Annotated in this window: 25 protein-coding genes and 2 tRNA genes; 13 read left to right on the forward strand and 14 right to left on the reverse strand. The window is 70.1% G+C overall.

The genetic code is table 11. From position 1 onward, the window contains the following. Window positions 1-16 precede the first annotated feature (16 nt). On the forward strand, window positions 17-1,150 hold the full coding sequence (locus ACH41F_RS20845; RefSeq protein ID WP_391233410.1) for an acyl-CoA dehydrogenase family protein: 1,134 nt from the start codon (window positions 17-19) through the stop codon (window positions 1,148-1,150). 33 nt (window positions 1,151-1,183) lie between these two features. On the opposite strand, the gene ACH41F_RS20850 is transcribed toward ACH41F_RS20845, so the two are convergent. The 4 genes from ACH41F_RS20850 to ACH41F_RS20865 all read right to left on the reverse strand — a co-directional run bounded on the left by ACH41F_RS20850 (window position 1,184) and on the right by ACH41F_RS20865 (window position 5,244). After that, window positions 1,184-1,531 carry a rhodanese-like domain-containing protein gene (locus tag ACH41F_RS20850; RefSeq protein WP_391233411.1) on the reverse strand — a complete coding sequence of 116 codons (348 nt, stop codon included), beginning with the start codon at window positions 1,529-1,531 and terminating at the stop codon, window positions 1,184-1,186. A gap of 523 nt (window positions 1,532-2,054) precedes the next feature. Continuing rightward, the gene (locus tag ACH41F_RS20855) at window positions 2,055-2,900 is read right to left on the reverse strand and encodes a J domain-containing protein (protein ID WP_398836874.1); all 846 of its coding nucleotides are present in this window, start codon (window positions 2,898-2,900) and stop codon (window positions 2,055-2,057) included. 243 nt (window positions 2,901-3,143) lie between these two features. Beyond that, window positions 3,144-4,589 carry a DUF2252 family protein gene (locus ACH41F_RS20860; RefSeq protein WP_391233416.1) on the reverse strand — a complete coding sequence of 482 codons (1,446 nt, stop codon included), beginning with the start codon at window positions 4,587-4,589 and terminating at the stop codon, window positions 3,144-3,146. 301 nt (window positions 4,590-4,890) lie between these two features. Then, window positions 4,891-5,244, reverse strand: coding sequence for a winged helix-turn-helix transcriptional regulator (locus ACH41F_RS20865; protein WP_391233418.1), 354 nt, complete (start codon window positions 5,242-5,244; stop codon window positions 4,891-4,893). A 108-nt stretch (window positions 5,245-5,352) separates the two neighbouring features. On the opposite strand from ACH41F_RS20865, the gene ACH41F_RS20870 reads away from it, so the two are divergent. Beyond that, complete coding sequence (locus ACH41F_RS20870; RefSeq protein WP_398836876.1) at window positions 5,353-6,006, forward strand: FMN-dependent NADH-azoreductase; 654 nt, start codon at window positions 5,353-5,355, stop codon at window positions 6,004-6,006. Window positions 6,007-6,189: 183 nt separating this feature from the next. On the opposite strand, the gene ACH41F_RS20875 is transcribed toward ACH41F_RS20870, so the two are convergent. Beyond that, a tRNA-Leu gene (locus ACH41F_RS20875) sits at window positions 6,190-6,273 on the reverse strand. 487 nt (window positions 6,274-6,760) lie between these two features. On the opposite strand from ACH41F_RS20875, the gene ACH41F_RS20880 reads away from it, so the two are divergent. From ACH41F_RS20880 to ACH41F_RS20910, 7 genes are all read left to right on the forward strand, one after another. Next, window positions 6,761-7,636, forward strand: a complete 876-nt coding sequence (locus ACH41F_RS20880; RefSeq protein ID WP_398836878.1) for an FhaA domain-containing protein — start codon at window positions 6,761-6,763, stop codon at window positions 7,634-7,636. Between the two features lie 10 nt (window positions 7,637-7,646). Then, window positions 7,647-8,159, forward strand: a complete 513-nt coding sequence (locus ACH41F_RS20885; protein WP_391233424.1) for an FHA domain-containing protein — start codon at window positions 7,647-7,649, stop codon at window positions 8,157-8,159. 98 nt (window positions 8,160-8,257) lie between these two features. After that, a complete protein-coding gene (locus ACH41F_RS20890) occupies window positions 8,258-9,823 on the forward strand; it encodes a Stp1/IreP family PP2C-type Ser/Thr phosphatase (protein ID WP_391233662.1) in 1,566 nt (521 codons plus the stop codon). A gap of 27 nt (window positions 9,824-9,850) precedes the next feature. Beyond that, window positions 9,851-11,302, forward strand: coding sequence for an FtsW/RodA/SpoVE family cell cycle protein (locus tag ACH41F_RS20895; RefSeq protein ID WP_391233426.1), 1,452 nt, complete (start codon window positions 9,851-9,853; stop codon window positions 11,300-11,302). Then, entirely contained in the window at window positions 11,299-12,768 is a 1,470-nt protein-coding gene (locus tag ACH41F_RS20900) for a peptidoglycan D,D-transpeptidase FtsI family protein (protein WP_398836880.1), read from the forward strand. Before ACH41F_RS20895 ends, ACH41F_RS20900 begins: the two co-directional genes overlap by 4 nt. Window positions 12,769-12,937: 169 nt before the next feature. After that, entirely contained in the window at window positions 12,938-14,956 is a 2,019-nt protein-coding gene (gene pknB / locus ACH41F_RS20905; protein ID WP_398836882.1) for a Stk1 family PASTA domain-containing Ser/Thr kinase, read from the forward strand. Between the two features lie 208 nt (window positions 14,957-15,164). After that, a complete protein-coding gene (locus ACH41F_RS20910; RefSeq protein WP_391233432.1) occupies window positions 15,165-15,617 on the forward strand; it encodes a hypothetical protein in 453 nt (150 codons plus the stop codon). Window positions 15,618-15,672: 55 nt separating this feature from the next. Here the strand turns inward: ACH41F_RS20910 and ACH41F_RS20915 are convergent, their stop codons facing one another. The 6 genes from ACH41F_RS20915 to ACH41F_RS20940 are packed head-to-tail and all read right to left on the reverse strand — an operon-like array spanning window position 15,673 to window position 19,823. Continuing rightward, window positions 15,673-16,407, reverse strand: a complete 735-nt coding sequence (locus ACH41F_RS20915; protein WP_391233433.1) for a class E sortase — start codon at window positions 16,405-16,407, stop codon at window positions 15,673-15,675. A gap of 13 nt (window positions 16,408-16,420) precedes the next feature. Beyond that, window positions 16,421-17,497: a class E sortase gene (locus ACH41F_RS20920; RefSeq protein ID WP_398836885.1), complete on the reverse strand. Its 1,077-nt coding sequence runs from the start codon at window positions 17,495-17,497 to the stop codon at window positions 16,421-16,423. Beyond that, on the reverse strand, window positions 17,494-18,132 hold the full coding sequence (locus ACH41F_RS20925; protein ID WP_391233437.1) for an aminodeoxychorismate/anthranilate synthase component II: 639 nt from the start codon (window positions 18,130-18,132) through the stop codon (window positions 17,494-17,496). The genes ACH41F_RS20920 and ACH41F_RS20925 overlap by 4 nt, the downstream gene beginning before the upstream one ends. Beyond that, complete coding sequence (locus ACH41F_RS20930) at window positions 18,129-18,290, reverse strand: hypothetical protein (RefSeq protein WP_171060312.1); 162 nt, start codon at window positions 18,288-18,290, stop codon at window positions 18,129-18,131. Before ACH41F_RS20930 ends, ACH41F_RS20925 begins: the two co-directional genes overlap by 4 nt. 53 nt (window positions 18,291-18,343) lie before the next feature. Further along, on the reverse strand, window positions 18,344-19,024 hold the full coding sequence (locus ACH41F_RS20935; RefSeq protein WP_391233439.1) for a class E sortase: 681 nt from the start codon (window positions 19,022-19,024) through the stop codon (window positions 18,344-18,346). Window positions 19,025-19,043: 19 nt separating this feature from the next. Beyond that, the gene (locus ACH41F_RS20940; RefSeq protein ID WP_391233441.1) at window positions 19,044-19,823 is read right to left on the reverse strand and encodes a DUF881 domain-containing protein; all 780 of its coding nucleotides are present in this window, start codon (window positions 19,821-19,823) and stop codon (window positions 19,044-19,046) included. Window positions 19,824-19,964: 141 nt separating this feature from the next. Here ACH41F_RS20940 and crgA point away from each other — a divergent pair, with 141 nt between their 5' ends. Beyond that, window positions 19,965-20,219 (forward strand): cell division protein CrgA, encoded by a 255-nt coding sequence (gene crgA, locus ACH41F_RS20945; protein ID WP_059194346.1) that lies wholly within the window; start codon window positions 19,965-19,967, stop codon window positions 20,217-20,219. Window positions 20,220-20,451: 232 nt separating this feature from the next. Here the strand turns inward: crgA and ACH41F_RS20950 are convergent, their stop codons facing one another. Together ACH41F_RS20950 and ACH41F_RS20955 are read right to left on the reverse strand one after the other, a co-directional pair. Beyond that, window positions 20,452-21,363 carry a rhomboid family intramembrane serine protease gene (locus ACH41F_RS20950; protein WP_391233444.1) on the reverse strand — a complete coding sequence of 304 codons (912 nt, stop codon included), beginning with the start codon at window positions 21,361-21,363 and terminating at the stop codon, window positions 20,452-20,454. 180 nt (window positions 21,364-21,543) lie between these two features. Continuing rightward, the gene (locus ACH41F_RS20955) at window positions 21,544-22,077 is read right to left on the reverse strand and encodes a peptidylprolyl isomerase (protein ID WP_391233446.1); all 534 of its coding nucleotides are present in this window, start codon (window positions 22,075-22,077) and stop codon (window positions 21,544-21,546) included. A gap of 362 nt (window positions 22,078-22,439) precedes the next feature. On the opposite strand from ACH41F_RS20955, the gene ACH41F_RS20960 reads away from it, so the two are divergent. Then, window positions 22,440-23,141: a DUF5324 family protein gene (locus ACH41F_RS20960; protein WP_391233448.1), complete on the forward strand. Its 702-nt coding sequence runs from the start codon at window positions 22,440-22,442 to the stop codon at window positions 23,139-23,141. Window positions 23,142-23,628: 487 nt separating this feature from the next. On the opposite strand, the gene ACH41F_RS20965 is transcribed toward ACH41F_RS20960, so the two are convergent. Further along, window positions 23,629-23,701: transfer RNA gene (locus ACH41F_RS20965), tRNA-Ala, on the reverse strand. A 182-nt stretch (window positions 23,702-23,883) separates the two neighbouring features. Between ACH41F_RS20965 and ACH41F_RS20970 the strand changes: the two genes are divergently transcribed. Beyond that, window positions 23,884-24,432 carry a DNA-binding protein gene (locus ACH41F_RS20970; protein ID WP_109497163.1) on the forward strand — a complete coding sequence of 183 codons (549 nt, stop codon included), beginning with the start codon at window positions 23,884-23,886 and terminating at the stop codon, window positions 24,430-24,432. 360 nt (window positions 24,433-24,792) lie between these two features. Beyond that, window positions 24,793-26,484, forward strand: a complete 1,692-nt coding sequence (locus tag ACH41F_RS20975; RefSeq protein ID WP_398836889.1) for a protein kinase — start codon at window positions 24,793-24,795, stop codon at window positions 26,482-26,484. The last annotated feature ends 9 nt before the right edge of the window (window positions 26,485-26,493 follow it).

Below are 26,493 nucleotides of genomic sequence, written 5' to 3' on the forward strand. Positions count from 1 at the left end.
CGGGAGGACAGGGACCGTGGACTTCACCTTCACCGAGGAGCAGCAGGCCGCGGCCGAGGCGGCGCGGGGTGTCTTCGCCGGGGTCGCGCCGGACGGGGTGCCCAGTCCGGCGCTCTCCGCGGGCGCCGTCGCCGACCACTTCGACCGCGCCCTGTGGGACAGGCTCGCCGACGCGGACCTGCTCAGCCTGCTGCTGGAGGAGGAGTACGCCGGGGCCGGTCTGGACACGGTCGCGCTGTGCCTGGTGCTGGCCGAGTCGGCGCGGGTGCTGGCCCGGGTGCCGTTGCTGGAGAGCAGCGCGGCCGCCGCACTCCTCCAGGCCTACGGCACCGAGGAGGTGCGGTCGGCCCTGCTCACCCGGGCGGGCCGCGGCGAGGTCGTCCTGACCGTCGCCGCGAGCGGCCGCACCGGCCACGATCCCGCCGAACTCGCCGTGACCGCCCGGCAGGAGGGCACCGACTGGATCCTGGACGGGGTGCAGACGGCGGTGCCCTGGGCGTACGACGCGGACTTCGTCCTCGTCCCCGCGCACACGGCCGGCGGGCGCACCGTGCTCGCGCTCGTCGCCCCGGCCTGCGACGGCGCCACCCTCGCCGAGCAGGTCTCCACCACGGGCGAGCGGCTCGGCGAGCTACGGCTGGAGTCCGCGCGCGTCACGGCCCGGGACGTCGTCGACGCGGACGGCGCCTGGGAGTGGCTGCGGCATCTGCTGACCGTCGGCACCTGCGCGCAGGCGCTCGGCCTCGGCCGTCAGGTCCTGCGGATGACCAGTGCGTACACCGCCGAGCGGGAGCAGTTCGGCTTCCCGATCGCCACGTTCCAGGCGGTCGCCGTGCAGGCCGCCGACCGCTACATCGACCTGAAGGCGATGGAGGCCACACTGTGGCAGGCCGCCTGGCGCACCGGATGCGGGACGCACGGGGCGCTGCCGGTCTCCGGCGAGGTCGCCGTCGCGAAGATCTGGGCCTCGGAGGGGGTACGCCGGGTCGTGCAGACGGCACAGCACCTGCACGGCGGATTCGGCGCCGACGTCGACTACCCGCTGCACCGGTACCACGCCTGGGCCAAGCACCTGGAGCTGTCACTCGGCCCGGCGGCGGCCCACGAGGAGGCCCTCGGCGACCTGCTGGCCGCCCACCCCCTGGCCTGACGCCCGGAGGCGGGGCCTACGGCACCGCTCGACTCAGAGGACGAACGCCGGCGAACCGTCGTCCGTCACCATGGGGCGGCCGGCGCCGTCCCAGGCCAGCATGCCGCCATCGACGTTCACCGCGTCGATGCCCTGCTGGACCAGATACTGGGTGACCTGCGCGGAGCGGCCTCCGACACGGCACATCACATAGGCGCGCCGCCCGTCCGCCACCGCCTCGGTCACCTCACCGAACCGGGCCACGAACTCACTCATGGGCACATGCAGCGCACCCTCGACATGCCCCGCGGCCCATTCGTCGGCCTCACGCACGTCCACAACGAGACCGTCGGCGGGTACACCGGCGACATCGACCGAGGGCAAGCCAGCTCCAAAACTCATGGCCAGAGGCTACCTGAGCGACCCCCGACCCCGACGCCCCACAGCCACCGGACCGGGCTGCCCCGCCCACCGGTGACGCCCGGACGGGCGTCCACCGCTGACGGGCTACGCAGCCCCCGGGCACCGGCTCACCGCAGCCACCGGCACGGGCCGACGCAACCACCGAAACGGGCTGTCGGGGCTGCCGGTGACGGCCGCCTGCCGCGCCCGCCGGTGACGAGCGTCCGCGTCCGCCCCTGACGAGCTACCGCAGCCACCAGCAACCGGCTCCCACCACGACCGCAGGGAACCGGCCCACCGCAGCCACCGACACGGGCCGACACAACCGCCGAACGGGCCGTCCCGTTCGCCGGAAACGGGCGACGGCGTCCGCCGGTGACGGCCCACCACGCCCGCCGATGACGAGCTTCCGCGGACGCCGCTGACGGCCCACCGCAGCCACCGGCACGGGCCAACGCAGCCCGCCACCAGCACAGGCCGCCGCAGCTACCGGCACGGACTGTCGCCCCTCCCGTGCCCCGGGCTACTGCGCGAGCAGCTCCGCCAACTCCCGCTCTCGCTCGGCAACCTGCGTCAGCAGTTGCTCGGCGATCTCCTCCAGGAGCTGGTCGGGGTCGTCCGGGGCCAGCTTGAGCATCGCCCCGATCGCGCTCTCCTCCAGCTCCCGCGCGACCACGCTCAGCAGTTCCTTGCGCCGGGCGAGCCACTCGAGGCGGGCGTAGAGCTCCTCGCTCGGCGTCGGCCCCAGCTCCGGCGGCTTCGGCCCCGCGGCCCACTCCCCGGCCAGCTCCCGCAGCAGCGGCTCGTCCCCCCGGGCGTACGCGGCGTTGACGCGGGTGATGAACTCCTCGCGCCGGGCCCGCTCGGTCTCGTCCTGCGCCAGGTCGGGGTGGACCTTGCGGACCAGTTCGCGGTAGAGCTTGCGGGCCTCGTCGCTGGGCCGCACCCGCTGCGGGGGCCGCACCGGCTGGTCGGTGAGCATCGCCGCGGCCTCCGGGAACAGCCCGTCCCCGTCCATCCAGCCATGGAACAACTCCTCCACGGCCGGCATCGGCATCACCCGGGCCCGGGCCTCGTCCGCCTTCCGACGGTCCTCGGGATCGCCGGTGCGCGCGGCGGTGATCTCGGCGATCTGCGCGTCCAGCTCGTCGAGCCGGGTGTACATCGGGCCGAGCTTCTGGTGGTGCAACCGGGAGAAGTTCTCCACCTCGACCCGGAAGGTCTCCACCGCGATCTCGTACTCGATCAGCGCCTGCTCGGCGGCCCGCACGGCCCGCTCCAGCCGCTCCTCGGGCCGGGGCGCGCCGTCCTCGGGCACCGCCCGCGTCGCGTCGGCGGCACCCCCCTGCTCAGCTTCCGGGGTCGTCACCCGACCAGCCTAGGCCACGGCCGCGGCGCCCTCTCGAACCCGGCGTACGTCGACCCCCGCGCACGTCCGGCCCGTCCGCCGGCACCCACCGCGCCACGAGGTCCCGGCAGGCGACAACCAGCGCCCCCGGCCGCAGTCGCCGTCGACATCGACCAACCCGCCTCCCACCGCAGCCCCCCTACGAGCCCCCGTCGAGCCCCACCTCTCACCGCAAGCCCCGAGCGCCCCCTCACCCCTCGCCCCTCACGCCCCCGTCTCCCCCGCGAGCCGCCCCGACCGCACCGCGGCCACCAGCTCCGCGTGATCGGCCTCCGTGCGGTCGGCGTAGGACACGGCGAACGCGGCCATCGCCTCGTCCAGTTCCTCGTTCTTGCCGCAGTACCCGGCGACGAGACGCGGGTCGACGCTGTGGGAGTGGGCGCGTGCCAGGAGCGCCCCCGTCATACGGCCGTAGTCGTCCATCTGGTCGGGAGCGAGCGCGGCGGGGTCGACGCTGCCCTTGCGGTTGCGGAACTGCCGCACCTGGAAGGGCCGCCCCTGCACCGACGTCCAGCCCAGCAACATGTCGCTGACGACCTGCATCCGCTTCTGCCCGATGACCACCCGGCGACCCTCGTGCTCGACCATGGGCGCCTCGAACCCGGCGGTCACCAGGTGGGGCAGCAGCGCCGAGGGACGGGCCTCCTTGACCTGAAGGATCAGGGGTTCACCGCGGTGGTCCAGGAGCAGCACGACGTAGGACCGGGTACCGACGCTGCCCGTGCCGACGACCCGGAACGCCACGTCCTGCACCGCGTGCCGGGACAGCAGTGGCAGACGGTCCTCGGAGAGCGAGTCGAGGTACTCCTCCAGTGCCCCGGCCACCGCCGCGGCCTCCTCGTCGGGGACGCGCCGCAGCACCGGCGGGGCGTCCACGAAACGGCGCCCGCCGTCCTCGGTCGCCTCCGTCGACTTCGCCGCGAACCGCCCGCTGGTGTTGGCCCGCGCCTTCTCCGAGACCCGCTCCAGCGTGCCGACCAGGTCATGGGCATCGGTGTGCGAGACGAGCTCCTCGTCCGCGATCGCGTTCCACGCGTCCAGTACCGGCAGCTTGGCCAGCAGTCGCATGGTGCGGCGGTACGCGCCCACCGCGCCGTGCGCCGCGGCGCGGCAGGTGTCCTCGTCCGCGCCCGCCTCCCGGCCGGCGAGCACCAGGGAGGCGGCGAGCCTCTTGAGGTCCCACTCCCAGGGACCGTGCACCGTCTCGTCGAAGTCGTTGAGGTCGATGACCAGGCCGCCGCGCGCGTCCCCGTACAGCCCGAAGTTGGCGGCGTGGGCGTCGCCGCAGATCTGCGCCCGTATCCGGGTCATGGGGGTGCGCGCCAGGTCGTAGGCCATGAGGCCCGCCGAGCCGCGCAGGAACGCGAAGGGGGTGGCCGCCATGCGCCCGACGCGCAGCGGGGTGAGTTCGGGCAGTCGGTCGCGGCTGGACTCCTCCACCGCGGTCACCGCGTCGGGCCGGGACCCGTCCAGGTCGAGCACCGCGTGCGCGCTGCGGGGGACACGGTCGCGCAGGGCCTTGCCCTCCCGCTTGGGCGAGCCCTCCACCGGCCACTCGGCGAAGCCGCGCGTCCGCGGCAGCCTGCGCACCGCGCCCACAGCGGCTTCGGCGGACATACCGCCCGAAAGTTCCGCACCGACCTCGGTCATACCGACCGCCTCCCCCGAACACCCACGAACCCGCACATCAACTCGTGCAGACCGTACAGCCGGTGGCCGAAACACGTCAGACCCTGTGGACAACTCCGCGGCTGTGAAAACCCCACCTCACGCCGGGCCGCCGCGGCACGCGCCCACCACCAGACCGGTCAACCGAGCCCACACCGACCCCCCGGACCGAGCCGATACCGACCGCCCCACCCCCGGACCGAGCCCGCACAGACCGCCCCAGCGCGCACCCCGCACCCCCCGCACCCACACCCCGCACCAACGCCCCCCAGGCCGCAGCCCGTCAGCACCCGCCCCCCTCCGGCAGATACCGCGCGGCCCACTCCTTCAGCTCCGCGAAGGCCGGCTCCAGTGCCGCCCCCGTGTCCGTCAGCCGGTACGACACCCGCAGCGGAGGGCCCTCGTCGACCTCGCGCACCACGAGCCCCGCCGCGGCGAGCTCGGTGAGGCGGTCGGAAAGCATCCGCTCGCTGATGCCGGGGATCGCCCGGCGCAGGTCGACGAAGTACGCCGGTCCCGGCGTCAGGACGGCCACGATCGGCCCGGTCCAGCGCTTTCCCAGCAGCTGGAAGACCCGGGTGATCCCGTCGTCCACCCGCTTGCACGCCTCTGTCCCGTGTCTCTCCTCGGCCGTCATGCCCTCAGGGTACTGCGCTCCCGTATGGGGATGAAAAAAAGTAAGTCGCTGTGTTATCAATAGTCGAGTACGAAGTCTTAGCAACACACCACTCCTCAGGAGACCCCCATGGCCACCCTTCTGCACATCGACTCCTCCGTGTTCCCCGAGGGCGCCTCCGCCTCGCGCTCGGTCACGGGCGCCTTCCGCAGGACCTGGGAGGAGCAGCACCCCGGGGGCACGGTGATCTACCGCGACCTCTCCGCCAACCCCGTGCCGCACATCACCGCCGACGCCCACACCGCCGCCTTCTCCGATCCGGCCACCCACACCCCGGAGCAGACCGCCGCCCTCCACGCGCGCGTGCGGCTCGTCGAGGAGCTGGAGGCGGCGGACGCCGTGCTGATCGGCGCCCCGATGTACAACTACGGGATCCCCTCGACCCTCAAGGCCTGGCTGGACAACGTGATCGTCATGGGCCGCACCGCGATGGCCGAGGACTCGAAGATCCAGGGCACTCCGGTCACCGTGGTCGCCAGCCGCGGCGGCTCCTACGCGCCCGGCACGCCGCGCGAGGCCAACGAGTACGTGCAGAACTACCTGGCGTCGGTCCTCGGCGAGACCCTCGCCCTGGACGTCGACTTCATCGTCCCGGAGCTGACCATGGCCCCGCACAACCCGGCGATGACCGAGCTGATCCCCCTCTACGAGGCCTCCCGCGCCCGCGCCCACCAAGAGGCGGAGACCAAGGCGAAGAACCTCGCCCAGCGCCTGGCCGCGTAAGCCCACCCCCAACCCGGCCACCCCACCTCGGACAGGCCGACCTCACGCGGTGTGATTGTCCTCACGGCCGACGCGCCGCGCGCCCCGCGCACTGCGCCCCGCAGTCCACAGCCCCCCACCGCCGCCATCGCCCCAGGCAACGCAAAAGCCCCGCAGGTCGAAGACCTGCGGGGCTTTCAGCTGTGCGCGAGGGGGGAGTTGAACCCCCACGCCCTTTCGGGCACTGGAACCTGAATCCAGCGCGTCTGCCTATTCCGCCACCCGCGCATTGGGTGTGTCCTCGGGCTCCGTTCCCCTTGGGGCCGGCGCCTTCCGACACCCAGAACATTAGCACGCTGGTGGGGGTGGGTTCACATCCCTTGTCGAGGGGCAGCCGCAGGGACAACCCCCCACCGGGGACGCGGACATCCCGCACCGAACCGCCCGCCCGACGGCCACGTATCGACGAGTGTCTGTTCACGTATCAACCTCGTACCGGTACCGCCCCTGTCCCCGGGAGCCGGTCGGGGTCCACAGCCGGGTGCGGGACACTTGTCTGCGGCCGCCTCTACGATCCTTGGCAGGACGAGTCGGCCGGGGGAGTTCGAAGAGGGACTCCACAGGGAACTTCGGAGGCGTCGACACCCGTCGACGAGGCCGACAGGGGGAACCAGCCGATCGACCGGCGCGTGGATACGATCAGTAAGCAGTACCAGGTAAGGCAGTACCCGCTCTGCGGGGTGCAGGACGGCAGCAGCTACGGAGGAGGTGCCCCATGGGAGTCCTGAAGAAGTTCGAGCAGCGTCTCGAAGGTCTGGTCAACGGCACCTTCGCGAAGGTGTTCAAGTCCGAGGTGCAGCCCGTGGAGATCGCGGGAGCGCTCCAGCGCGAGTGTGACAACAACGCCACCATCTGGAACCGCGACCGCACGGTCGTCCCCAACGACTTCATCGTGGAGCTGAGCACACCGGACTTCGAGCGGCTGAGCCCGTACTCCGGCCAGCTCGGCGACGAACTCGCCGGCATGGTGCGCGACTACGCCAAGCAGCAGCGCTACACCTTCATGGGCCCCATCAAGGTCCACCTGGAGAAGGCCGAGGACCTCGACACCGGCCTGTACCGGGTGCGCAGCCGCACGCTCGCCTCCTCCACCGACCAGCAGGCCTCCGCGCCCGCCGCCCCGGCCGGCCGCCCCGCGGCCCCCGGCGGCTACGGCTACCCGCCGGCCGTCGCTCCCGCCGGAGCACCGGGCGCCCCTCCCATGCCGGCCACGCCGCCGCCCGGCGGCCGCCCCGGCGGTTACGGATACCCGCAGCCCGCGAACGGTGCCCGGCCCCCGGCCGCGCCCGCTCCCGCGGCGGCCGGCGGCAGAACCCGCCACTGGATCGAGATCAACGGCGCCCGCCATCAGATCTCCCGCGCGACGCTCGTGCTGGGCCGCAGCACCGAGGCCGACGTGCGGATCGACGACCCCGGCGTCTCCCGCCGGCACTGCGAGATCCGGACCGGAACGCCCTCGACGATCCAGGATCTCGGCTCCACCAACGGCATCGTGGTGGACGGGCAGCACACCACCCGCGCTACGCTCCGCGACGGCTCGCGGATCGTCGTGGGCAGCACCACCATCATTTACCGGCAAGCCGAAGGGTGAAGCGGGGGCAATGTCAGAGCTGACCCTCACGGTCATGCGGCTGGGTTTCCTGGCCGTACTGTGGCTGTTCGTGATCGTGGCCGTGCAGGTCATCCGCAGCGACCTGTTCGGAACGCGCGTCACTCAGCGCGGCGCCCGGCGCGAGGCGGCCCGGCCTCAGCAGGCCCAGCGGCAGCAGGCGCCCCCGCAGCAGCGCCAGCAGCCCTCGGGCGGCCGCCGCGGCCGTAACGCCCCCAGCAAGCTGGTCGTCAGCGAGGGCACCCTCACCGGCACCACCGTCGCGCTGCAGGGCCAGACCATCACGCTGGGCCGCGCGCACGACAGCACCATCGTGCTGGACGACGACTACGCCTCCAGCAGGCACGCCAGGATCTACCCGGACCGGGACGGTCAGTGGATCGTCGAGGACCTCGGCTCCACCAACGGCACCTACCTGGACCGGAACCGGCTGACGACCCCCACACCGATTCCGCTGGGCGCGCCGATCCGCATCGGCAAGACCGTCATCGAGCTGCGGAAGTAGTGCTACATCATGAATAGGCGCGAGCGGAGCGAGCACGCGGCGTGGGCCCCCACCCCGGGCCCCGGCGCGCTCCCGACCGGAGGGTGGGCACCGTGCGGATGTACCCGGAGCCGACGGGCGAGGTGCGCATGAGTCTGTCACTGCGCTTCGCCGCCGGATCGCACAAAGGCATGATCCGGGAGGGGAACGAGGACTCCGGATACGCCGGTCCCCGCCTGCTCGCCATCGCCGACGGCATGGGCGGCGCCGCCGCCGGTGAGGTCGCCTCCTCCGAGGCCATCTCCACCATCGTCGCCCTCGACGACGACGTGCCCGGCTCCGACGTCCTCACCTCCCTCGGCACCGCCGTCCAGCGCGCCAACGACCAGTTGCGCGCCCTGGTCGAGGAGGACCCCCAGCTGGAGGGCATGGGCACCACGCTCACCGCCCTGCTGTGGACCGGACAGCGCCTCGGCCTCGTGCACGTCGGCGACTCGCGCGCGTACCTGCTGCGCGACGGCGTCCTCACCCAGATCACCCAGGACCACACCTGGGTGCAGCGCCTGGTCGACGAGGGCCGGATCACCGAGGAAGAGGCCACCACCCACCCGCAGCGCTCCCTGCTGATGCGCGCGCTGGGCAGCGGTGAGCATGTCGAGCCGGACCTGTCGATCCGTGAGGTCCGCGCCGGCGACCGGTACCTGATCTGCTCCGACGGCCTCTCCGGCGTCGTCTCGCACCAGACGCTGGAAGACACCCTCGCCAGCTACCAGGGCCCCCAGGAGACCGTGCAGGAGCTGATTCAGCTCGCGCTGCGCGGGGGCGGCCCCGACAACATCACGGTCATCGTCGCCGACGTCCTCGACCTCGACACCGGCGACACCCTCGCGGGCCAGCTCTCCGACGTCCCCGTGGTGGTCGGCGCGGTCGCCGAGAACCAGAACCACCTGCACGACCCGGGCCTGATGCAGACCCCGGCCGGCCGCGCCTCCGGGCTCGGCCGTCAGGTGCCCGGACAGGGCGGCGGCGAGTTCGGTCCGCCCGGCTCCGGCGACGTGACCGGGTTCATCCCGACCGACGGCTTCGGCGACTACAGCGACGAGGACTTCGTCAAGCCGCGCAAGGGCCGTAGGTGGCTGAAGAGATCCTTCTACATCGCGCTCGCCCTCGGCGTCGTCGGCGGCGGCCTCTACGGAGGCTGGCGCTGGACGCAGACCCAGTACTACGTGGGCGCCAACGGTGAGCACGTGGCCCTGTACCGCGGCATCAGCCAGGACCTGGCGTGGGTGTCGTTGTCGAAGGTCTCCAAGGACCACCCCGAGATCGAACTCAAGTACCTGCCGCCGTACCAGCAGAAGCTCGTCGAGGGCACCATCGCCGAGGGCGATCTCAAGACCGCCCAGAAGAAGATCGACGAACTCTCGGTGCAGGCCGCCGCGTGCCAGAAGCGCGCCGAGCAGCAGGCCGCCGAGAGCGAGCAGAACTCCAAGACCGGCGAGGGCGAGGCCGGAGGCACCACGGGAACCACCCGGACCTCCCTCACGTCCAAGGCGTCACCGACCCCGTCCACCTCTTCCTCACCGTCCCCGACCGCTTCCGCCACCCCGACCGCTCCCACTCCCAGCCCCGGCCCCACTCTCTCGGAGGAAGAGCAGAAGGTCGTCTCGCAGTGCGGAACGCAGTAGGCAAGCCGTGAGAGGCCCCGTCACACGATGAGCAGTACTTCCCACACGTCGACGCACCACACGTCCACGATCGGCTCCATCGGCACCCCGAGCCGACGCAACACCGAGCTCGCGCTGCTGGTGTTCGCCGTGGTCATCCCGGTCTTCGCCTACGCCAACGTCGGGCTGGCCATCAACGACCAGGTGCCGCCCGGACTGCTGGGCTACGGCCTAGGCCTCGGCCTGCTCGCCGGCGTCGGCCACCTCGTCGTCCGGAAGTTCGCGCCCTACGCCGACCCGCTGATGCTCCCGCTGGCCACCCTGCTGAACGGGCTGGGCCTCGTCATCATCTGGCGCCTGGACCAGTCCAAGCGCCTGCAGCGGAGCAACACCTTCGTCGAGGCGGCACCACGCCAGCTGCTGTACTCGGCGATGGGCGTCGCCCTGCTGGTGGTCGTACTGATCTTCCTCAAGGACCACCGCGTCCTGCAGCGCTACACGTACATCTCCATGGCCGGAGCCATGCTCCTCCTGGTGCTGCCGCTGATCCCCGGCATCAGCGCCCCCACCTACGGCGCCAAGATCTGGATCAAGATCCCCGGCCTCGGCACGCTCCAGCCCGGTGAGTTCGCGAAGATCGCCCTCGCGGTGTTCTTCGCCGGCTATCTCATGGTCAAAAGAGACGCCCTGGCCCTGGCCAGCCGTCGCTTCATGGGCCTGTACCTGCCGCGAGGCCGCGACCTCGGTCCGATCCTCGTCGTCTGGGTGATGTCGATCCTCATCCTGGTCTTCGAGACCGACCTCGGTACATCCCTGCTGTTCTTCGGGATGTTCATCATCATGCTGTACGTCGCCACCGAGCGGACCAGCTGGATCGTCTTCGGTCTGCTGATGTCCGCGGTCGGCGCGGTCGGCGTGGCGAGCTTCGAGCCGCACATCCAGACCCGTGTGCAGGCCTGGCTCGACCCGATGCACGAGTTCGAGCTCAGCCGCTCCGGCGTCCAGGACGGCATTGTCCACTCCGAGCAGGCCATGCAGGCCCTGTGGGCCTTCGGCTCCGGCGGCACCCTCGGCACCGGTCTCGGGCAGGGCAACTCCGACCTCATCGGCTTCGCCGCCAACTCCGACTTCATCCTCGCCACGTTCGGCGAGGAGCTGGGCCTCGCGGGCGTCATGGCGATCCTGCTGCTCTACGGGCTGATCGTCGAGCGCGGTGTCCGCACGGCCCTCGCGGCCCGCGACCCGTTCGGCAAGCTGCTGGCCATCGGCCTGTCCGGCGCCTTCGCGCTCCAGGTCTTCGTGGTGGCCGGCGGTGTCATGGGCCTCATCCCGCTGACCGGCATGACGCTGCCGTTCGTGGCCTACGGCGGTTCGTCCGTGATCGCCAACTGGGCCCTCATCGGCATTCTGTTGCGCATCAGCGACACCGCCCGCCGCCCCGCGCCGGCCCCCGCACCCAACCCCGACGCCGAGATGACCCAGGTGGTCCGCCCGTCATGAACAAGCCCCTGCGCCGGATCGCGATCTTCTGCGGGCTCCTCGTCCTGGCCCTGCTCGTCCGGGACAACTGGCTCCAGTACGTCAAGGCCGACGAGCTGCGGACCGACACCGACAACCGCCGGGTCGCCATCGAGCGGTACGCCAGCCCGCGCGGCGACATCATCGTCGACGGCAAGGCCATCACCGGCCACAGCGAGACCTCGGGCGACTTCAAGTACAAGCGCACCTACAAGGACGGCCCCATGTGGGCGCCCGTCACCGGCTTCGTCTCCCAGGCGTACGGCGCCAACCAGCTGGAGTACCTCGAGGACGGCATCCTCACCGGCAACGACGACCGGCTGTTCTTCCGCAACACCCTCGACATGATCACGGGCAAGGCGAAGGAGGGCGGCAACGTCGTCACCACCCTCAACGGCGCAGCCCAGAAGGCCGCGTACGACGGCCTCAAGGAGCGCGGCAAGGGTGCCGTCGTCGCCCTCGAACCGGCCACCGGCAAGATCCTGGCGCTGGCCTCCTACCCGTCGTACGACCCCGGCAAGATCGCCGGCGGCGGCGAGTCGGACGAGAAGACCTGGAAGTCGCTGGACAAGAAGAACAACCCCGACGACCCCATGCTCAACCGCGCGCTGCGCGAGGTCTACCCGCCCGGCTCCACCTTCAAGGTCCTCACCGCGGCCGCCGCCCTGGAGAACGGCCTGTACGACTCGGCCGACGAGAAGACCAAGTCGCCGCTGCCCTGGACGCTGCCCGGCACCCGGACCGAACTGAAGAACGAGGGCACGATCCCCTGCGAGAACGCCACTCTCCGGGTCGCCCTCCAGTACTCGTGCAACACCGTCTTCGGCAAGGTCGGCTACGACCTCGGCAACGAGAAGATGCTGGACGAGGCGAAGAAGTTCGGCTTCACCGAGGAGCAGTTCACGCCGGTGCGCTCCAGCGCCTCCGTCTTCTCCGACGACATGGAGGACTCGCAGGTCGCGCTCTCCTCCATCGGCCAGTTCAACACCGCCGCGACCCCGCTCCAGATGGCCATGGTCGCCTCCGCGGTCGCCAACAACGGCACCCTCATGAAGCCGTACATGGTGGACGAGCTCCAGGCCAGCAACGTCGACGTCATCGAGAAGACCGACCCGGAGACGTACAGCGAGCCGCTGTCCGCGAAGAACGCGCAGATCCTGCAGTCGATGATGGAGACCGTCGTCAAGGACGGCACCGGCAAGGCCGCCCAGATCGACAACGTCACGGTGGGCGGCAAGACCGGTACCGCCCAGCACGGCGAGAACAACAGCAAGAACCCCTACGCGTGGTTCATCTCGTACGCCAAGCTCAGCGACGGCAGCTCCCCGGTCGCCGTGGCCGTGGTCGTCGAGGACGAGGACGCCGTCCGCGAGAACATCTCCGGTGGCGGCCTCGCGGCCCCGATCGCGAAGAGCGTGATGGAGGCGGTCATCAACTCCAAGAAGTGACCCCGCTCACGTCCCCCTCACATCGGTGCACGTTGCGATACCGGTCCTGTATCGGGTGACGGGCTTGGCCAGGTCACACAAAGCCAGCCGGGTACGGTAGGCCCGGACGGCAGCCTCCGACCGCACACCAGTGCCGGTCGGGACCGACGGAGAGGGCTGGTAGGTAGCTATGGAAGAGCCGCGTCGCCTCGGCGGCCGGTACGAGCTGGGCCAGGTGCTCGGTCGTGGTGGCATGGCGGAGGTATACCTCGCGCATGACACCCGCCTCGGCCGCACCGTGGCGGTGAAGACGCTGCGCGCGGACCTCGCGCGCGACCCGTCCTTCCAGGCCCGGTTCCGCCGGGAGGCCCAGTCGGCCGCCTCGCTCAACCATCCCGCGATCGTCGCGGTCTACGACACGGGCGAGGACTACATCGACGGGGTCTCGATCCCGTACATCGTCATGGAGTACGTCGACGGCTCCACGCTCCGTGAACTGCTGCACTCCGGCCGCCGGCTGCTGCCGGAGCGCACGCTGGAGATGACGATCGGCATCCTCCAGGCCCTGGAGTACTCGCACCGGGCCGGCATCGTCCACCGCGACATCAAGCCGGCCAACGTCATGCTCACGCGCAACGGCCAGGTCAAGGTCATGGACTTCGGCATCGCCCGCGCCATGGGCGACTCCGGCATGACGATGACCCAGACGTCGGCGGTCATCGGCACGGCCCAGTACCTCTCGCCGGAACAGGCGAAGGGCGAGCAGGTCGACCAGCGCTCCGACCTCTACTCGACGGGCTGCCTCCTCTACGAGCTGCTGACGGTACGCCCGCCCTTCGTGGGCGACTCCCCCGTGGCCGTGGCCTACCAGCACGTCCGCGAGGAGCCGCAGCCCCCGTCGGTCTTCGACCCCGAGCTCACGCCCGAGATGGACGCCATCGTCCTCAAGGCCCTGGTCAAGGACCCCAACTACCGCTACCAGTCCGCCGACGAGATGCGCGCCGACATCGAGGCGTGCCTGGACGGCCAGCCGGTGGCGGCCACCGCGGCGATGGGTTCGGTCGGCTACGGCGCCTACCCCGACGACCAGGCGACCACCGCCCTGCGTTCCACGGACGCCGGCGCCACGTCCATGCTCCCGCCCATGAACCCGGACGACGGGGGCTACGGCTACGACGACCGCCCGGACCGCCGCCGCCAGCCGAAGAAGAACAACACCTCGACGATCCTGTTGGTCGTCGCGGCCGTGCTGGTCCTGATCGGCGCGATCCTGATCGGCAAGTGGGCGTTCAGCGGGAACGACAGCGCGGACGACCAGGTGGCGGTGCCCGTCTTCATCGGTGAGACCAAGGACAACGCCGAGCGGATGGCGACGAACAGCGACCTGAAGCTGTCCTTCACCAGCAAGCCCTGCGAGGAGCAGCCCAAGGGCAAGATCTGCGACCAGGACCCCAAGGACGGCCTGAAGGTCGACAAGCAGTCCACCGTCAACCTGGTGGTCTCCACCGGCGCCCCGAAGGTCTCCGTCCCCAGCGTCATCGGCGACCAGTTCGACGAGGCCAAGGAGAAGCTGGAGGGCGACGACTTCGGGCTCGTCGTCAAGAAGAAGTCGAAGGAGTCCACGGAGCCCGCAGGGTCCGTCCTCGACCAGAACCCCGTCTTCGGCAAGGAAGTCGAGAAGGGAACGACGATCACCCTGACCGTCGCCACGGAGATCCAGAAGTCCACGGTCCCGGACGTCAGCAAGCTCAGCTGTGACGAGGCCAAGGCCCGGATGACGGAGAGCAACCTCACCGGCAACTGCGTGACCGACACGGAGACCGACGACGGCAACCTGGTCGACAAGGTCATCAGCACCGACCCGCAGATCGGCGCCTCGGTCGACAAGGGTTCGACGGTGACGATCCACCTGGGCAAGAAGAAGGCCGAGGAGCAGGTCCAGGTGCCGTCGGTGATCCAGCAGACGCTGAAGGACGCCCGCAAGACCCTCGAGGATCTCGGTCTGTCGGTCAACGTCACCGGCTCCCAGGACGAGAACGCCATCGTCCTGGCCCAGAATCCGCAGCCCGGCGCCACGGTGCCCAAGGGCACCACGGTCAACCTGACCGCCATCGCCCAGCAGAACAACAACGGTGGCAACAACGGCGGCGACGACGGCGGCGGCTTCTTCGGCGGCGTGACCGGAACCGCGGCCCGCACCGAGGACTGATCCGACGCTCCTGAGCGACTGAGCCCCGGTACCCGTGAGGGTGCCGGGGCTCAGCCCTTTCCTGACGTCAGGTGTCGTAGATCACAGGCGATCATGGGGGCCTCGCCTGCTTTTCCACCGAGTTGACGATCTTGCCGCCCCCGGGGGCCCCACATATCTTCACGGTGCATTTGTCGTGCACACCCCCCTCATCTCCAGGAGATCCGGCATGCGCAAGACCATCTCTACGATGCTCGCCGCCTTGGCGCTGTTCATCGGCGGACTCGTCATGGCCCCCACAGCGAGCGCCGCAGGCTACGGCTGCTCCGGCAACCTGATCGACACCTACGACGTCAAGACCAGCAACGGCGTGAAGTACGGCGTGGTCTACCTCTACTACAGCACCGCGGACGGGGGCACCAACTGTGCCGTCACCGTGGACACCTACTTCGGTACCCGCAAGCACATGGCCATCTTCATCGACCGCTGCGCCGCCGGCAGCGTGGCCGGCCGGTCCTGCGCCTCGGACCAGTACGACTCCGACTCCGGCAACTACATCACGTACGCCGGACCCCGCCAGGTCACGGGCTCCGCGAACCGCTGCATCAAGCTGAACGGGGTCATCCACAACCCGTCCGGCTCCTCGCTGGCCCAGCTGGTCACGCTCGCGGTCCACTGCTGACCGTCTGATCCCCCGCAGACCGTGCCCCCGGTGCCGAACCGGGGGCACGACGGCGTCAGCGCAGTTCCCGCGGCGGCGTCCGCTCGCTGTCCACCTTCTCCACCCGCACCAGCTCCCCCCACACCACGTACCGGTACCGGCTCGTGTACACCGGCGTGCAGGTGGTCAGGGTGATGTACTTGCCGGCCTTCTTCTTCCCCGACTCCTTGGGGATCGCGCCGAGCACCTTGACGTTGTACTTCGAGGTCTCCGGAAGGATCGCGTACGTCTTGTAGACGTACCACTTGTCCTTCGTCTCGAAGACGATCGGGTCGCCCTTCTCGATCTTGTCGATGTTGTGGAACTGGGCGCCGTGGCCGTCACGGTGGGCCGCGAGGGAGAAGTTGCCGTCCTTGCCGGACATCGGCAGGGTCGCCTTGACCGGGTCGGTGTAGTAACCGGCGACACCGTCGTTGAGCTGCTTGGCCGACGTGCCCTTCTCGACCAGGACCTCGCCGTTCCTCATCGCGGGGACGTGCAGGAAGCCGATGCCGTTCTTCGTGTCCAGCGCACCCGGCCCGGTGTCCTGGGCCCAGGTGTCGCGGACCTTGTCGGCCTGCTTGCCCGCCGCGCGGTCGGCGATGACGTTCGTCCACCACAGCGAGTAGACGACGAACAGGCCGAGGATCAGCCCCGCCGTGATGAGGAGTTCACCGAAGACGCTGACGGCCATGGCGATCCGGCCCATACGGCGCCGGCGCGGGGCGGGGGCCGGTTCGGTGACCTCGTGCTGCTCCGTGGTCGCTGCCACTGTCTCATCTGCCTTACTGGACGAGCGCATCCGGCTTGCCCTTGCTGCGCGGCCGTTCCTCGACCATCTTGCCCCAGACGATCAGCCGGTACTTGCTGGTGAACTCCGGCGTGCACGTCGTCAGGGTGATGTAACGGCCCGGTTCGGTGAACCCGGACTGCGGCGGAACCGGGTTCAGCACGCTCGTGTTGCTCGGCGGCGTCACCGGCAGCGACGACGTCATCTTGTAGACGAAGTAGTCGTCCTGCGTCTCCACGACGATCTCGTCGCCCTTGGTGAGCCGGTTGATGTACCGGAACGGTTCACCATGGGTGTTCCGATGCCCCGCGAGCCCGAAGTTCCCGGTCTTCGCGCTCGGCATCGCCGTCTTGAGCGGTCCCTCGGAGTAGTGCCCGACCATGCCCCGGTCGAGCACCTTCTTGTTGCTGATGCCCTCCGCTATCGGCACGACCACGTCCAGCTTGGGAATGTGCAGCAGCGCGAACCCCTGCCCCGGCTCGAACTCGCCCGGCGCCCGCTGCCCGCTCGCCCACTCGTTCTGAAGGCTGCTCGCCTCCTTGCCGGCCTGCGCGTGCGCCCGCACGTTGGTCCACCACAGCTGGTAGGTGACGAACAGCAGCATCAGCACACCGGTGGTGATGAACACCTCGCCGATCGCACGGCTCGCCAGCACACCCGCGCTGGGTTTGCGCGCGCGGGCCTGCCGCCGGGCCTCGACCCGGGAGAGCGGCGCGGACGACTTCCCCTCCTCCGACGGCTCGGCCGCCTCGGCGGAGGGCCGCGCATGACCTCCATGACGCCCGCCACGCCGCTTGGCGGCCTTTCTCCGGGCCGCACGACCGCCGGTAGGGGTTCCGGTGGCTCTCGTGGCGGATGAGGCGTCAGAGGCCGTTCCCGGCCCCTCTATTCGGGTCGGCGGCGGCTCCGGTATCCGCAGAGCCACCGTCTCCTCGTCCACGGGCGGGACAAAGGGCTCGCCGGAGCCGGAGTACGACTGACCCGCGTACCACTCCCCAAGCGCACCGGTGTCCTCGTACGACTGCTTCCCGTACGAGGTCCCGGACTCGCGCTCGGGGCGCAGCGCGGTCACGCCGAGGCCCTGCCCACCACCGGGGCCAGCCCCGCGCTCCGCGCCACCGCACCCTGGTCGCCGCACTCCACCAGCCAGTTGGCCAGCATCCGATGACCGTGCTCCGTCAACACCGACTCGGGGTGGAACTGCACGCCCTCGACACGCAGTTCACGGTGACGCAGACCCATGATGATCCCGTCGTGCGTCCGCGCGGTCACCTCCAGCTCGGCCGGCACCGTCCCCGGCTCGGCCGCGAGCGAGTGGTAACGCGTCGCCGTGAAGGGCGTCGGCAGCCCCGCGAACACACCCTTGCTCTCGTGCTCGACCAGCGAGGTCTTGCCGTGCAGCAGCTCCGGCGCACGGTCCACGACACCGCCGTAGGCCACCTGCATGGACTGCATGCCGAGGCACACGCCGAAGACCGGCACACCGGTGGACGCGCAGTGGCGGACCATCTCGATGCAGACGCCCGCCTCCTCCGGCGTCCCCGGGCCCGGCGACAGCAGCACGCCGTCGAAGCCGTCCTGGGCATGCGCCGTCGACACCTCGTCGTTGCGCAGCACCTCGCACTCGGCGCCCAGCTGGTACAGGTACTGCACCAGGTTGAAGACGAAGCTGTCGTAGTTGTCGACGACGAGAATCCGCGCACTCACTGGTTGTCCACCGTCACATCGTTGAAAGGCAGCAGCGGTTCGGCCCACGGGAAGACGTACTGGAAGAGGACATAGACCACTGCGAGCACCAGCACGAGTGAGATCAGAGCCCTCACCCACGCGTTACCCGGCAGATGCCGCCAGATCCAGCCGTACATGCCGTCCCTTCCGTCGCACCACGGCACCAGACTCACGCCGTACAGCCACCAGACTAACGGCGCAGCGCCTGGGGCTTGCCTTCCTCCACAGGCTGTGTGGAGTCCAGATGCGCCCAGACGATCAGCCGGTGGCTGTGGCCCCATTCCGGATCGCACGTGGTCAGCGTGAGGTAGCGGCCCGACCCCGTGTACCCCGACTTACGTGGCACAGGATCGATCACCTCAACGTCCGTGGGCACGGTTTTGTAGGGCCCTTTGTCGATCCGATACGTGAACCAGGTCGTCCCGTCCGTGAGCACCACCGCGTCCCCGCGCCGCAGCCGCGGAAAGTCCTTGAAGGGATCGCCGTACGTGCGCCGGTGACCGGCCACCGAGAAGTTGCCCGTCTCCCCGAGCCGCGCGGTGCGCGCGTAGTGCCCGAGCCCCTTCTTGAGGGTGCCGACCGCCGTGCCCTCCAGCACGGGCTTGTTCCACGTGAAACCAAGCCGCGGGATGTACATGATCGCGAAGGGCTTCCCGCTCCGGTACGCCGCCGGCTCCCGCGCACCCGCGGAAGCGCCCGCCGACGGCTGCACGCTCCCCCTGGCCCACTGGTCCTGCAACTGGTCGATCTGCTCGCCCATGACGTCGTCGGCCTTCACGCCGGTCCAGAAGAGCACGTAGGCCACGAACAGCACGATGAGGGCCCCGGCGGTGATGCACAGTTCGCTGACGGTCCTGACGACGACACGCACCGGCGGCTCCAGAAGAGGCCTACTCCACAGGCTTGGCGTACTGCAGATCCACTGTGCCCGAGTAGCCGGGCAGAGTCACCGCTCCTTCGTCCTCGACTTTCCATCCGAGGCCGTAGACGTTGACGTAGACCATGTAGTTCTGGATGGCCTTGCTGGCCGCGAGCGATGTCTTGAGCCGCTCCGGGTCCCCGATGGCCGTGATCTTGTACGGCGGCGAGTAGACCCGGCCCTGGAGGATGAGCGTGTTGCCCACGCAGCGCACCGCGCTGGTGGAGATCAACCGCTGGTCCATGACCTTGATCCCCTTGGCGCCGCCCTGCCACATCGCGTTCACCACGGCCTGGAGGTCCTGCTGGTGGATGACCAGGTAGTCCGGCTGCGGCTCGGGATAGCCGGGGAGCTTGGCGGTGGCGTCCGGCGGGGCGTCGTTGAGCGTGACGCTGATCGCCTGGCCCTTCAGCTGCTGCGTGCCCGCCTGCTTCTCCAGCGCCGCCAGCTTGTCGTCCTCGGCCTTGGTGCTGCCGTCGTCCCGCTCGGCCAGTGCCTCCACGTCGTCCCGGAGGGCGCCGTTGGTCTCGTCCAGCTGCCCGTTCTTGTGACTGCGCTCCAGGATCAGGTCGGAGAGCTTGAGCAGCGAGGCGTCCGTGCGGATGTTGGTGCCCTTGGCCGTGTTGAAGCTGGTGAAGAAGATGAGTCCGGCGAGAGCGAAGACGGCCACCGTGAGCAGCCGCACGGGCCGGAAACCTCGCCTGCGGGCAGGGCTGGATCCCGTCCCGGGAGAGTCGGCAGAATTGCTCAACGTACCCTTATCTCCTTCGGCGCCGCGGAAGCACTACGCTAACGGACGCCCGGGGGAGCACCACGTGTCCCCTTGTACGCTGCCCCGAGCCCGACCTAGTTACCTGCGCGGCCACGCAGCGCATCGACAGGAGAGACCCTCGTGCCGAAGTCACGTATCCGCAAGAAGGCCGATTACACGCCGCCGCCGGCGAAGCAGGCGACCAGCATCAAGCTGAACAGCCGCGCCTGGGTCGCGCCCGTCATGCTCGCCCTGTTCGTCATCGGGCTGGCATGGATCGTCGTCTTCTATGTGACGGACGGGTCGCTGCCCATCGACGCGCTGGACAACTGGAACATCGTCGTGGGCTTCGGCTTCATCGCCGCCGGGTTCGGCGTCTCCACCCAGTGGAAGTAGCTCTGCCCCAAGCTATCCACTGAGTTATCCACAGCGTTATCCACACTGGGGAAAAGACAGACGATCTGTGGATAACCCTTCTGCTGTTGACGCCGGTACGACTGACACACCGGCGCTCGAAAGCTCGTTCGCCCCCCTGCCTGACCTGCGGAAACTCCGGTCAGTGACAGGGGGCACAGCTGTTCCCGCACCGTACGCACAGGCTTCGCCACCCACTGTGGACAACCGCAGCTCAGGTGAGCTGTGCGGTCCTCACCAGCGTCAGTACGACGACCACGGCGAGCACCAGGGCGCAGGTGCCGTACTGGACCAGGGAGCGGCGCTCGCGCGGGGCGTGCACCATGGCGTAGCCGATGACCAGGCCGCCCGCGAGGCCGCCGACGTGGGCCTGCCAGGAGATGCTGACCATGGGGTTGAAGGTGAAGAGCAGGTTGATCACCAACAGCGCGATGATCGGCCGCAGGTCGTGGTTGAGCCGGCGCATCAGGACGGCGGTGGCCCCGAAGAGGCCGAAGATGGCGCCCGAGGCGCCGAGGGTGGCCGTGGTGGGGGATTCCAGGAGGTAGGACAGGACGCTGCCGGTGAGTCCCGAGACCAGGTAGAGCGCGAGGTAGCGGGCCCGGCCGAGGGCGGCTTCCAGGGGGCCGCCGAGCCACCACAGGCTCAGCATGTTGAAGGCGATGTGCCAGTACTCCTGGTGCGTGAACATCGAGGTGACCAGGCGGTACCACTGCCCCTCGGCGACACCCTCGGTGGGCGTGAAGGGTGCCGGGGGCCAGACGCCGATCAGGACCAGGTCGCTCAGCAGTGACGTGGAAGCCTGGACGGCGATGAAGACGGCGAGGTTGATCCCGACGAGGATCTTGGTGACCCGCCGGGGGTCCGCCGCGATCATGCCGCCTGCCAGGGTGCGGGGCATGGCGGCGTCAGGGCGGTGACCGGTGCCGGAGCCGCCGCGGACACAGTCGGGGCACTGGAAGCCGACGGAGGCGCTGACCATGCACTCCGGGCAGATCGGGCGCTCGCAGCGGGTGCAGCGGATGCCGGTCTCACGGTCGGGGTGGCGGTAACAGCCCGGCAGACCCTGGGCGGGCTGGGTGCCCTGGTCCTCCGGGCCCTGCGGGCTGCCTGGCGCCTGGTCCATGGGGTCCCCTAAGTCGTCGTATGCAGTGAAACCGCCCCGCCCATCCTTACGGACGAGCGGGGCGTTTGGTTCCCTGTGCGGGGCCCGGTGCCGACGGGAGCCGGACCGCCCGGCCGACGGCTCGGGGACTCGGCGGTCTCGGCGGGTTAGGCGGACTCGGCGGTCGGTGGGAGCCGGTGATCAGCCTTGGCGGGTCTCGACGACGACCGACTCGATGACGACATCGTTGAGCGGGCGGTCGGTGCGCGGGTTGGTCTGCGTGCCCGCGATGGCGTCGACGACCTTCTGGCTGGCTTCGTCGGCGACCTCGCCGAAGATGGTGTGCTTGCGGTTCAGCCACGTCGTGGGACCGAGGGTGATGAAGAACTGCGAGCCGTTCGTGCCCGGCCCGGCGTTGGCCATGGCCAGCAGGTAGGGCCGGTCGAAGGAGAGGTCCGGGTGGAACTCGTCCTTGAACTGGTAGCCGGGGCCGCCGGTGCCGTTGCCCAGCGGGTCACCGCCCTGGATCATGAAGCCGCTGATCACCCGGTGGAAGACCGTGCCGTCGTAGAGCTTGGCCGCGGACTTCTCGCCGGTGGCGGGGTTCGTCCACTCACGCTCACCCTTGGCGAGCTCGACGAAGTTCTTGACCGTCATCGGCGCGTGGTTCGGCAGGAGCCGGAGCTCGATGTCGCCGTGGTTGGTCTTCAGGGTGGCGTAGAGCTGCTCAGCCACGTTCTGCCTTCCGTTGTCTTCCTGTGACCCCCCGATCCTCGCACGGGCCGCGCATCCCGGCGCCCGGCGCCCGTCCGCGAGGGCTGTCTCGGCGCGCACGTGCAGAAATCCGGTCGAGTAGTCCCGGGCCGGGAGCGCTTGGCGACGATCCGTGGCATTGTCGACGACAAGCTCCTGTTGCCCTGTATTCATCTGCTATTGCATGTGAACGCTCTTCAGCAATGCTTGATCGGAGAGGGGTTCGGCGTCAGCGTCCGTGACCCGGATGCCCGTCCGCGCATGCCCGACACGCGGTTGACAGGCATGATCCGTAAAAGGGTGGAAAGTCGAAATACCGTACGCCACCGAGGAGGAGGATTCCCGTGACCCGCATTGACAGCGTGCGCGCCGCGACCGGTTCGGCGAAGGACAGCGTGCTGCACGCCGCGGAAGTGGTGGCGCCCTACGCCGACACGGCCAAGGACAGGGCCGCCCACTACGCACACGAGGCACGCGTACGGCTCGCGCCGAAGGTGTCGCTGGCAGCCGAACAGGCCCGCGTCCAGTACGGCGCGTATGTCGCGCCGCGCGTGGAGCAGGCCCTGACGCATGTGCCGCCGAAGGTCGACCACGCCGCCCATGAAGCTGCCGTGCGCACCCGCAAGGCCGCCCGGCAGGCCGCCGACTATTCCCGTCCGAGGATCGAGCAGGCCGTGGCCGCGGCCACGCCGGTCAAGGACGAAGCCGCAGCCCGCGGCGCGGCCGCGCTGCTCGCACTGCGCGGTCAGGTCTCGCCCAAGGAGATCGAGAAGCTGGTCCGCAAGCACAACCGCCGGGCGCGGGCCGGCCGCCTCGCCAAGGCGCTGGCGGTCGCCGGTGTCGTCGCGGGTGGTGCTTACGCCGCCTGGAAGTGGTGGGACAAGCAGGCCAACCCCGACTGGTTGGTCGAGCCGCCCGCCGCGACGGAGGTCCCGGAGTCGCCCCGGCTGACGTCGGTGGACGGCAGCGGCCAGTCCGTGCTCGACCCCGAGGTCCAGGTCAAGGAGGCCGAGGAGGAGGCTGCCGACCGCGACGATCGTCGGTGACGTCCGACGCTCCGAACATCGCTGTGGGGCAGGAGACTTGAGGGTCTCCTGCCCCACAGCGATGTTTCACGTGGAACGGGGCGCGGGAACGGCGCATGCTTGCCGTGTGCACTGGGCGGATGCTTGCCGTGTGCACTCACGATGACGTTTGCAACGCTCCGGGTGGGCACGTTCCACGCGAGCCGGGTTGACGGAGAGCGTCACACCGGTGACAAGTGCGTGCTGACACCAGTCCCCACAAGGCCTCCACCAGCGGAATACCGTCCTCCGCCGACTCCTCACACATAGACGCGGCGGCCCGGTGCGCTACGCGCGCTTCTGCGTTTGCGCAAATAACTGCAACGCGCCCACGGGCCCGGAGTGAGCCACGTCACCTCCGGAGCCCTCTTTCGTCCACACCTGCCCCAGGGGCGCGTCCGGCGCGTGAAAAACCGGCACATGCGAGGACCGGCCGGCCGCCACGAGGGCGACCGGCCGGTCCGAGGTGTGGAGCCTAGGGGAGTCGAACCCCTGACATCTGCCATGCAAAGACAGCGCTCTACCAACTGAGCTAAGGCCCCGGAAGAGGAACGTCCGACCGGAAGCGACTCATACCGGCGGGCGTCGCAGACCAGAGTACCGGGTCGCCCCCGGTATCTCGCAAAAAGATTGGGGGTCCCGATGCACGACCACTCTCCGTAAGATGCTCGGCGTGGTTCGCTACAGCGAACCGCGGTATTTGGGGAAGCGATGGGGAGACGCAATGGACGCCGCACAGCAGGAAGCGACCGCGAGAGCGCGGGAACTGCAGCGGAACTGGTACGGGGAGCCGCTGGGGGCGCTCTTCCGTAAGCTCATCGACGATCTTGGTCTCAACCAGGCTCGTCTCGCGGGGGTGCTGGGACTGTCCGCGCCGATGCTGTCGCAGCTGATGAGCGGGCAGCGGGCGAAGATCGGCAACCCGGCCGTGGTCCAGCGGGTGCAGTTGCTCCAGGACCTGGCGGGGCAGGTCGCGGACGGCAGCGTCAGCGCGGCCGAGGCGACCGAGCGGATGGACGAGATCAAGAAGTCCCAGGGGGGCTCGGTGCTCAGCAACGCCACGACCACGACGAGCAGTTCGGGAGCGCCGACGGTCAAGCGGGTCGTCCGCGAGATCCAGTCGCTGCTGCGCTCGGTCGCCGCCGCGGGGGACATCATCGACGCGGCGGACACCCTCGCCCCGACCCATCCGGAACTGGCAGAGTTCCTCCGGGTCTATGGCGCGGGCCGCACCTCCGACGCGGTCACGCACTACCAGTCCCACCAGAGCTGACCCGCGGCCCGGTCACCGAAGGGGGTTCGGCAGCCGGGCCGACGGCCGTGAGCGGGACGCGGGGCGCGCGAGCTCTTCGCGGCACCGGTACGGACACGGGGGCCGTGACTCGTCCGGCGGGGCACGTGGGGGCGTGTCACCCGCCGGTCCGGGAAACGGGCCGTGCCGCCCGCCGGGAAGTGGGGCCAGCGGAACCGGGGGTGCCGCTCGCCGGGAGCGGAGCCGGGGGCGTCGCTCGCCGGCATCGGAGCCAGGGGTGTCGCTCGTCCCACCCGTCCCGACACAGCACGGCGGGAGTCGTACCGCGCGTGGCGGGGGAGGCAAGGGACGAGACCGAAGGGGGAGGAGCGACGCACAGCCATGGGTGAGGTCTTCGCCGGCCGGTACGAACTCGTCGACCCGATCGGACGCGGCGGTGTGGGCGCGGTCTGGCGCGCCTGGGACCACCGCCGCCGTCGCTATGTCGCCGCCAAGGTGCTTCAGCAGAGCGACGCGCACTCGTTGCTGCGCTTCGTACGAGAGCAGGCGCTTCGGATCGACCACCCCCATGTCCTCGCCCCCGCCAGCTGGGCCGCCGACGACGACAAGGTCCTGTTCACCATGGACCTGGTCGGCGGTGGCTCGCTGGTCCATCTGGTCGGGGACTACGGGCCTCTGCCGCCCTCCTTCGTCTGCACGCTGCTCGACCAGCTCCTGTCGGGGCTGGCCGCGGTGCACGCGGAGGATGTCGTGCACCGGGACGTCAAGCCCGCCAACGTGCTGCTGGAGGCGACCGGTACGGGCCGGCCGAGGCTGCGGCTGTCCGACTTCGGCATCGCGATGCGGCTGGGCGAGCCGCGGCTGACGGAGACCAACCTCGTGGTGGGGACGCCGGGTTACATCTCGCCCGAGCAGCTGATGGGCTCCGAACCGGACTTCCCCGCCGATCTGTTCGCCGTCGGGCTGGTCGCGCTGTATCTCCTGCAGGGCGCCAAGCCGGACGCCAAGGCACTCGTGCAGTACTTCGCAGCGCACGGGACGCCACGCGCCCCCCAGGGCATTCCCGAGCCGCTGTGGCAGGTCGTGGCCACGCTGGTGCAGCCGGATCCGCAGGCGCGGTTCCGCACCGCCACGGGGGCGCGCAAGGCGCTCGCCGCGGCCGTGGAACTGCTGCCGGAGCCCGGCCCCGACGACGAGTTGATCGAGATCTTCGACCAACTGGGGCCACTGCCACCGGGATACGGACCGCAGGGACCGCTCAAACCCGCTCCGGGGGTGCGGACGGAGTCCACCGGCGCGGTGGCGGGGTGGGGAGACGCGGGGTCGGGTACGGGCTCCCCGACACCGCCCGGACCCGCCGGGCACCTCGGCTCCCCCGGCGCGTCCAGAGCCCCCGGGCCCCCCGGACCGGGACCCTCGGCGCCACCGGGGCCCCCGGCACCGGCCCGGCCGTCCGGGCCCTTCAGGCAGGCCGGCGACTCCGGCTCCGGGTGGCCCGGCACCGGTTCCGTGCCAACAGATCCGCGTCGGGATCGCGCTCCCGGGGTCGTACCGCCTGATGAACCCCGCAGGGGTGAGCAGCCCCGCCCGTCGGCCTCTCCTGCCGAGGCCTCGGGCACCCCGCAGCCGCCCAGCATGTCGGACACCGGCAGCTTCCCCCTGCCGCCCCCACAGTCCACCGGCTCCTCCTCCCGGGCTCAGCGGCCACGCCCCCAGGCACCGCCCCAGACACAGCAAGGCGCGCTGCACGAGCCCGCCCACGGCTCCCCTCACGTCTCCCCGCATGACCCCACGCATGTCCTGCCCTCCCCCCGTCCGCTGGCGCCGCCCTACCCGAGCCCGCCCGTCGCGCCCCCGGCGCCCCAGCGCGCCGATGCCTCTACTGCTTCGTACACCGCTCAGGTCCCGCAGGTTCCGCCTCCGGGCCAGGAAAGTGCGCGACACGCCACCGGGAGAGCGGCGGCGCGCAGGGCACGGCGCCGACCCGGCCCTCCGGCCAAGGTGGTCGTGCCCCTGCTGCTGCTCGCGCTGGCCTGTTACGTCATGGGTTTCTGGGCTCTGACACGCATCTGAGCGTTGGCC

The sequence above is a fragment of the Streptomyces sp. NPDC020489 genome, from assembly GCF_044386545.1.
In the GTDB taxonomy this organism is placed as follows: domain Bacteria; phylum Actinomycetota; class Actinomycetes; order Streptomycetales; family Streptomycetaceae; genus Streptomyces.

Coding starts and splice junctions, on each gene's coding strand:
- ACH41F_RS20870 (WP_398836876.1), top strand. CDS start 5,353: ATGGCCACCCTTCTGCACATCGACTCCTCCGTGTTCCCCGAGGGCGCC.
- ACH41F_RS20885 (WP_391233424.1), top strand. CDS start 7,647: ATGTCAGAGCTGACCCTCACGGTCATGCGGCTGGGTTTCCTGGCCGTA.
- pknB (WP_398836882.1), top strand. CDS start 12,938: ATGGAAGAGCCGCGTCGCCTCGGCGGCCGGTACGAGCTGGGCCAGGTG.
- ACH41F_RS20865 (WP_391233418.1), bottom strand. CDS start 5,244: ATGACGGCCGAGGAGAGACACGGGACAGAGGCGTGCAAGCGGGTGGAC.
- ACH41F_RS20880 (WP_398836878.1), top strand. CDS start 6,761: ATGGGAGTCCTGAAGAAGTTCGAGCAGCGTCTCGAAGGTCTGGTCAAC.
- ACH41F_RS20895 (WP_391233426.1), top strand. CDS start 9,851: ATGAGCAGTACTTCCCACACGTCGACGCACCACACGTCCACGATCGGC.
- ACH41F_RS20890 (WP_391233662.1), top strand. CDS start 8,258: ATGTACCCGGAGCCGACGGGCGAGGTGCGCATGAGTCTGTCACTGCGC.
- ACH41F_RS20900 (WP_398836880.1), top strand. CDS start 11,299: ATGAACAAGCCCCTGCGCCGGATCGCGATCTTCTGCGGGCTCCTCGTC.
- ACH41F_RS20950 (WP_391233444.1), bottom strand. CDS start 21,363: ATGGACCAGGCGCCAGGCAGCCCGCAGGGCCCGGAGGACCAGGGCACC.
- ACH41F_RS20910 (WP_391233432.1), top strand. CDS start 15,165: ATGCGCAAGACCATCTCTACGATGCTCGCCGCCTTGGCGCTGTTCATC.
- ACH41F_RS20970 (WP_109497163.1), top strand. CDS start 23,884: ATGGACGCCGCACAGCAGGAAGCGACCGCGAGAGCGCGGGAACTGCAG.
- ACH41F_RS20975 (WP_398836889.1), top strand. CDS start 24,793: ATGGGTGAGGTCTTCGCCGGCCGGTACGAACTCGTCGACCCGATCGGA.
- ACH41F_RS20850 (WP_391233411.1), bottom strand. CDS start 1,531: ATGAGTTTTGGAGCTGGCTTGCCCTCGGTCGATGTCGCCGGTGTACCC.
- ACH41F_RS20860 (WP_391233416.1), bottom strand. CDS start 4,589: ATGACCGAGGTCGGTGCGGAACTTTCGGGCGGTATGTCCGCCGAAGCC.
- ACH41F_RS20930 (WP_171060312.1), bottom strand. CDS start 18,290: ATGTACGGCTGGATCTGGCGGCATCTGCCGGGTAACGCGTGGGTGAGG.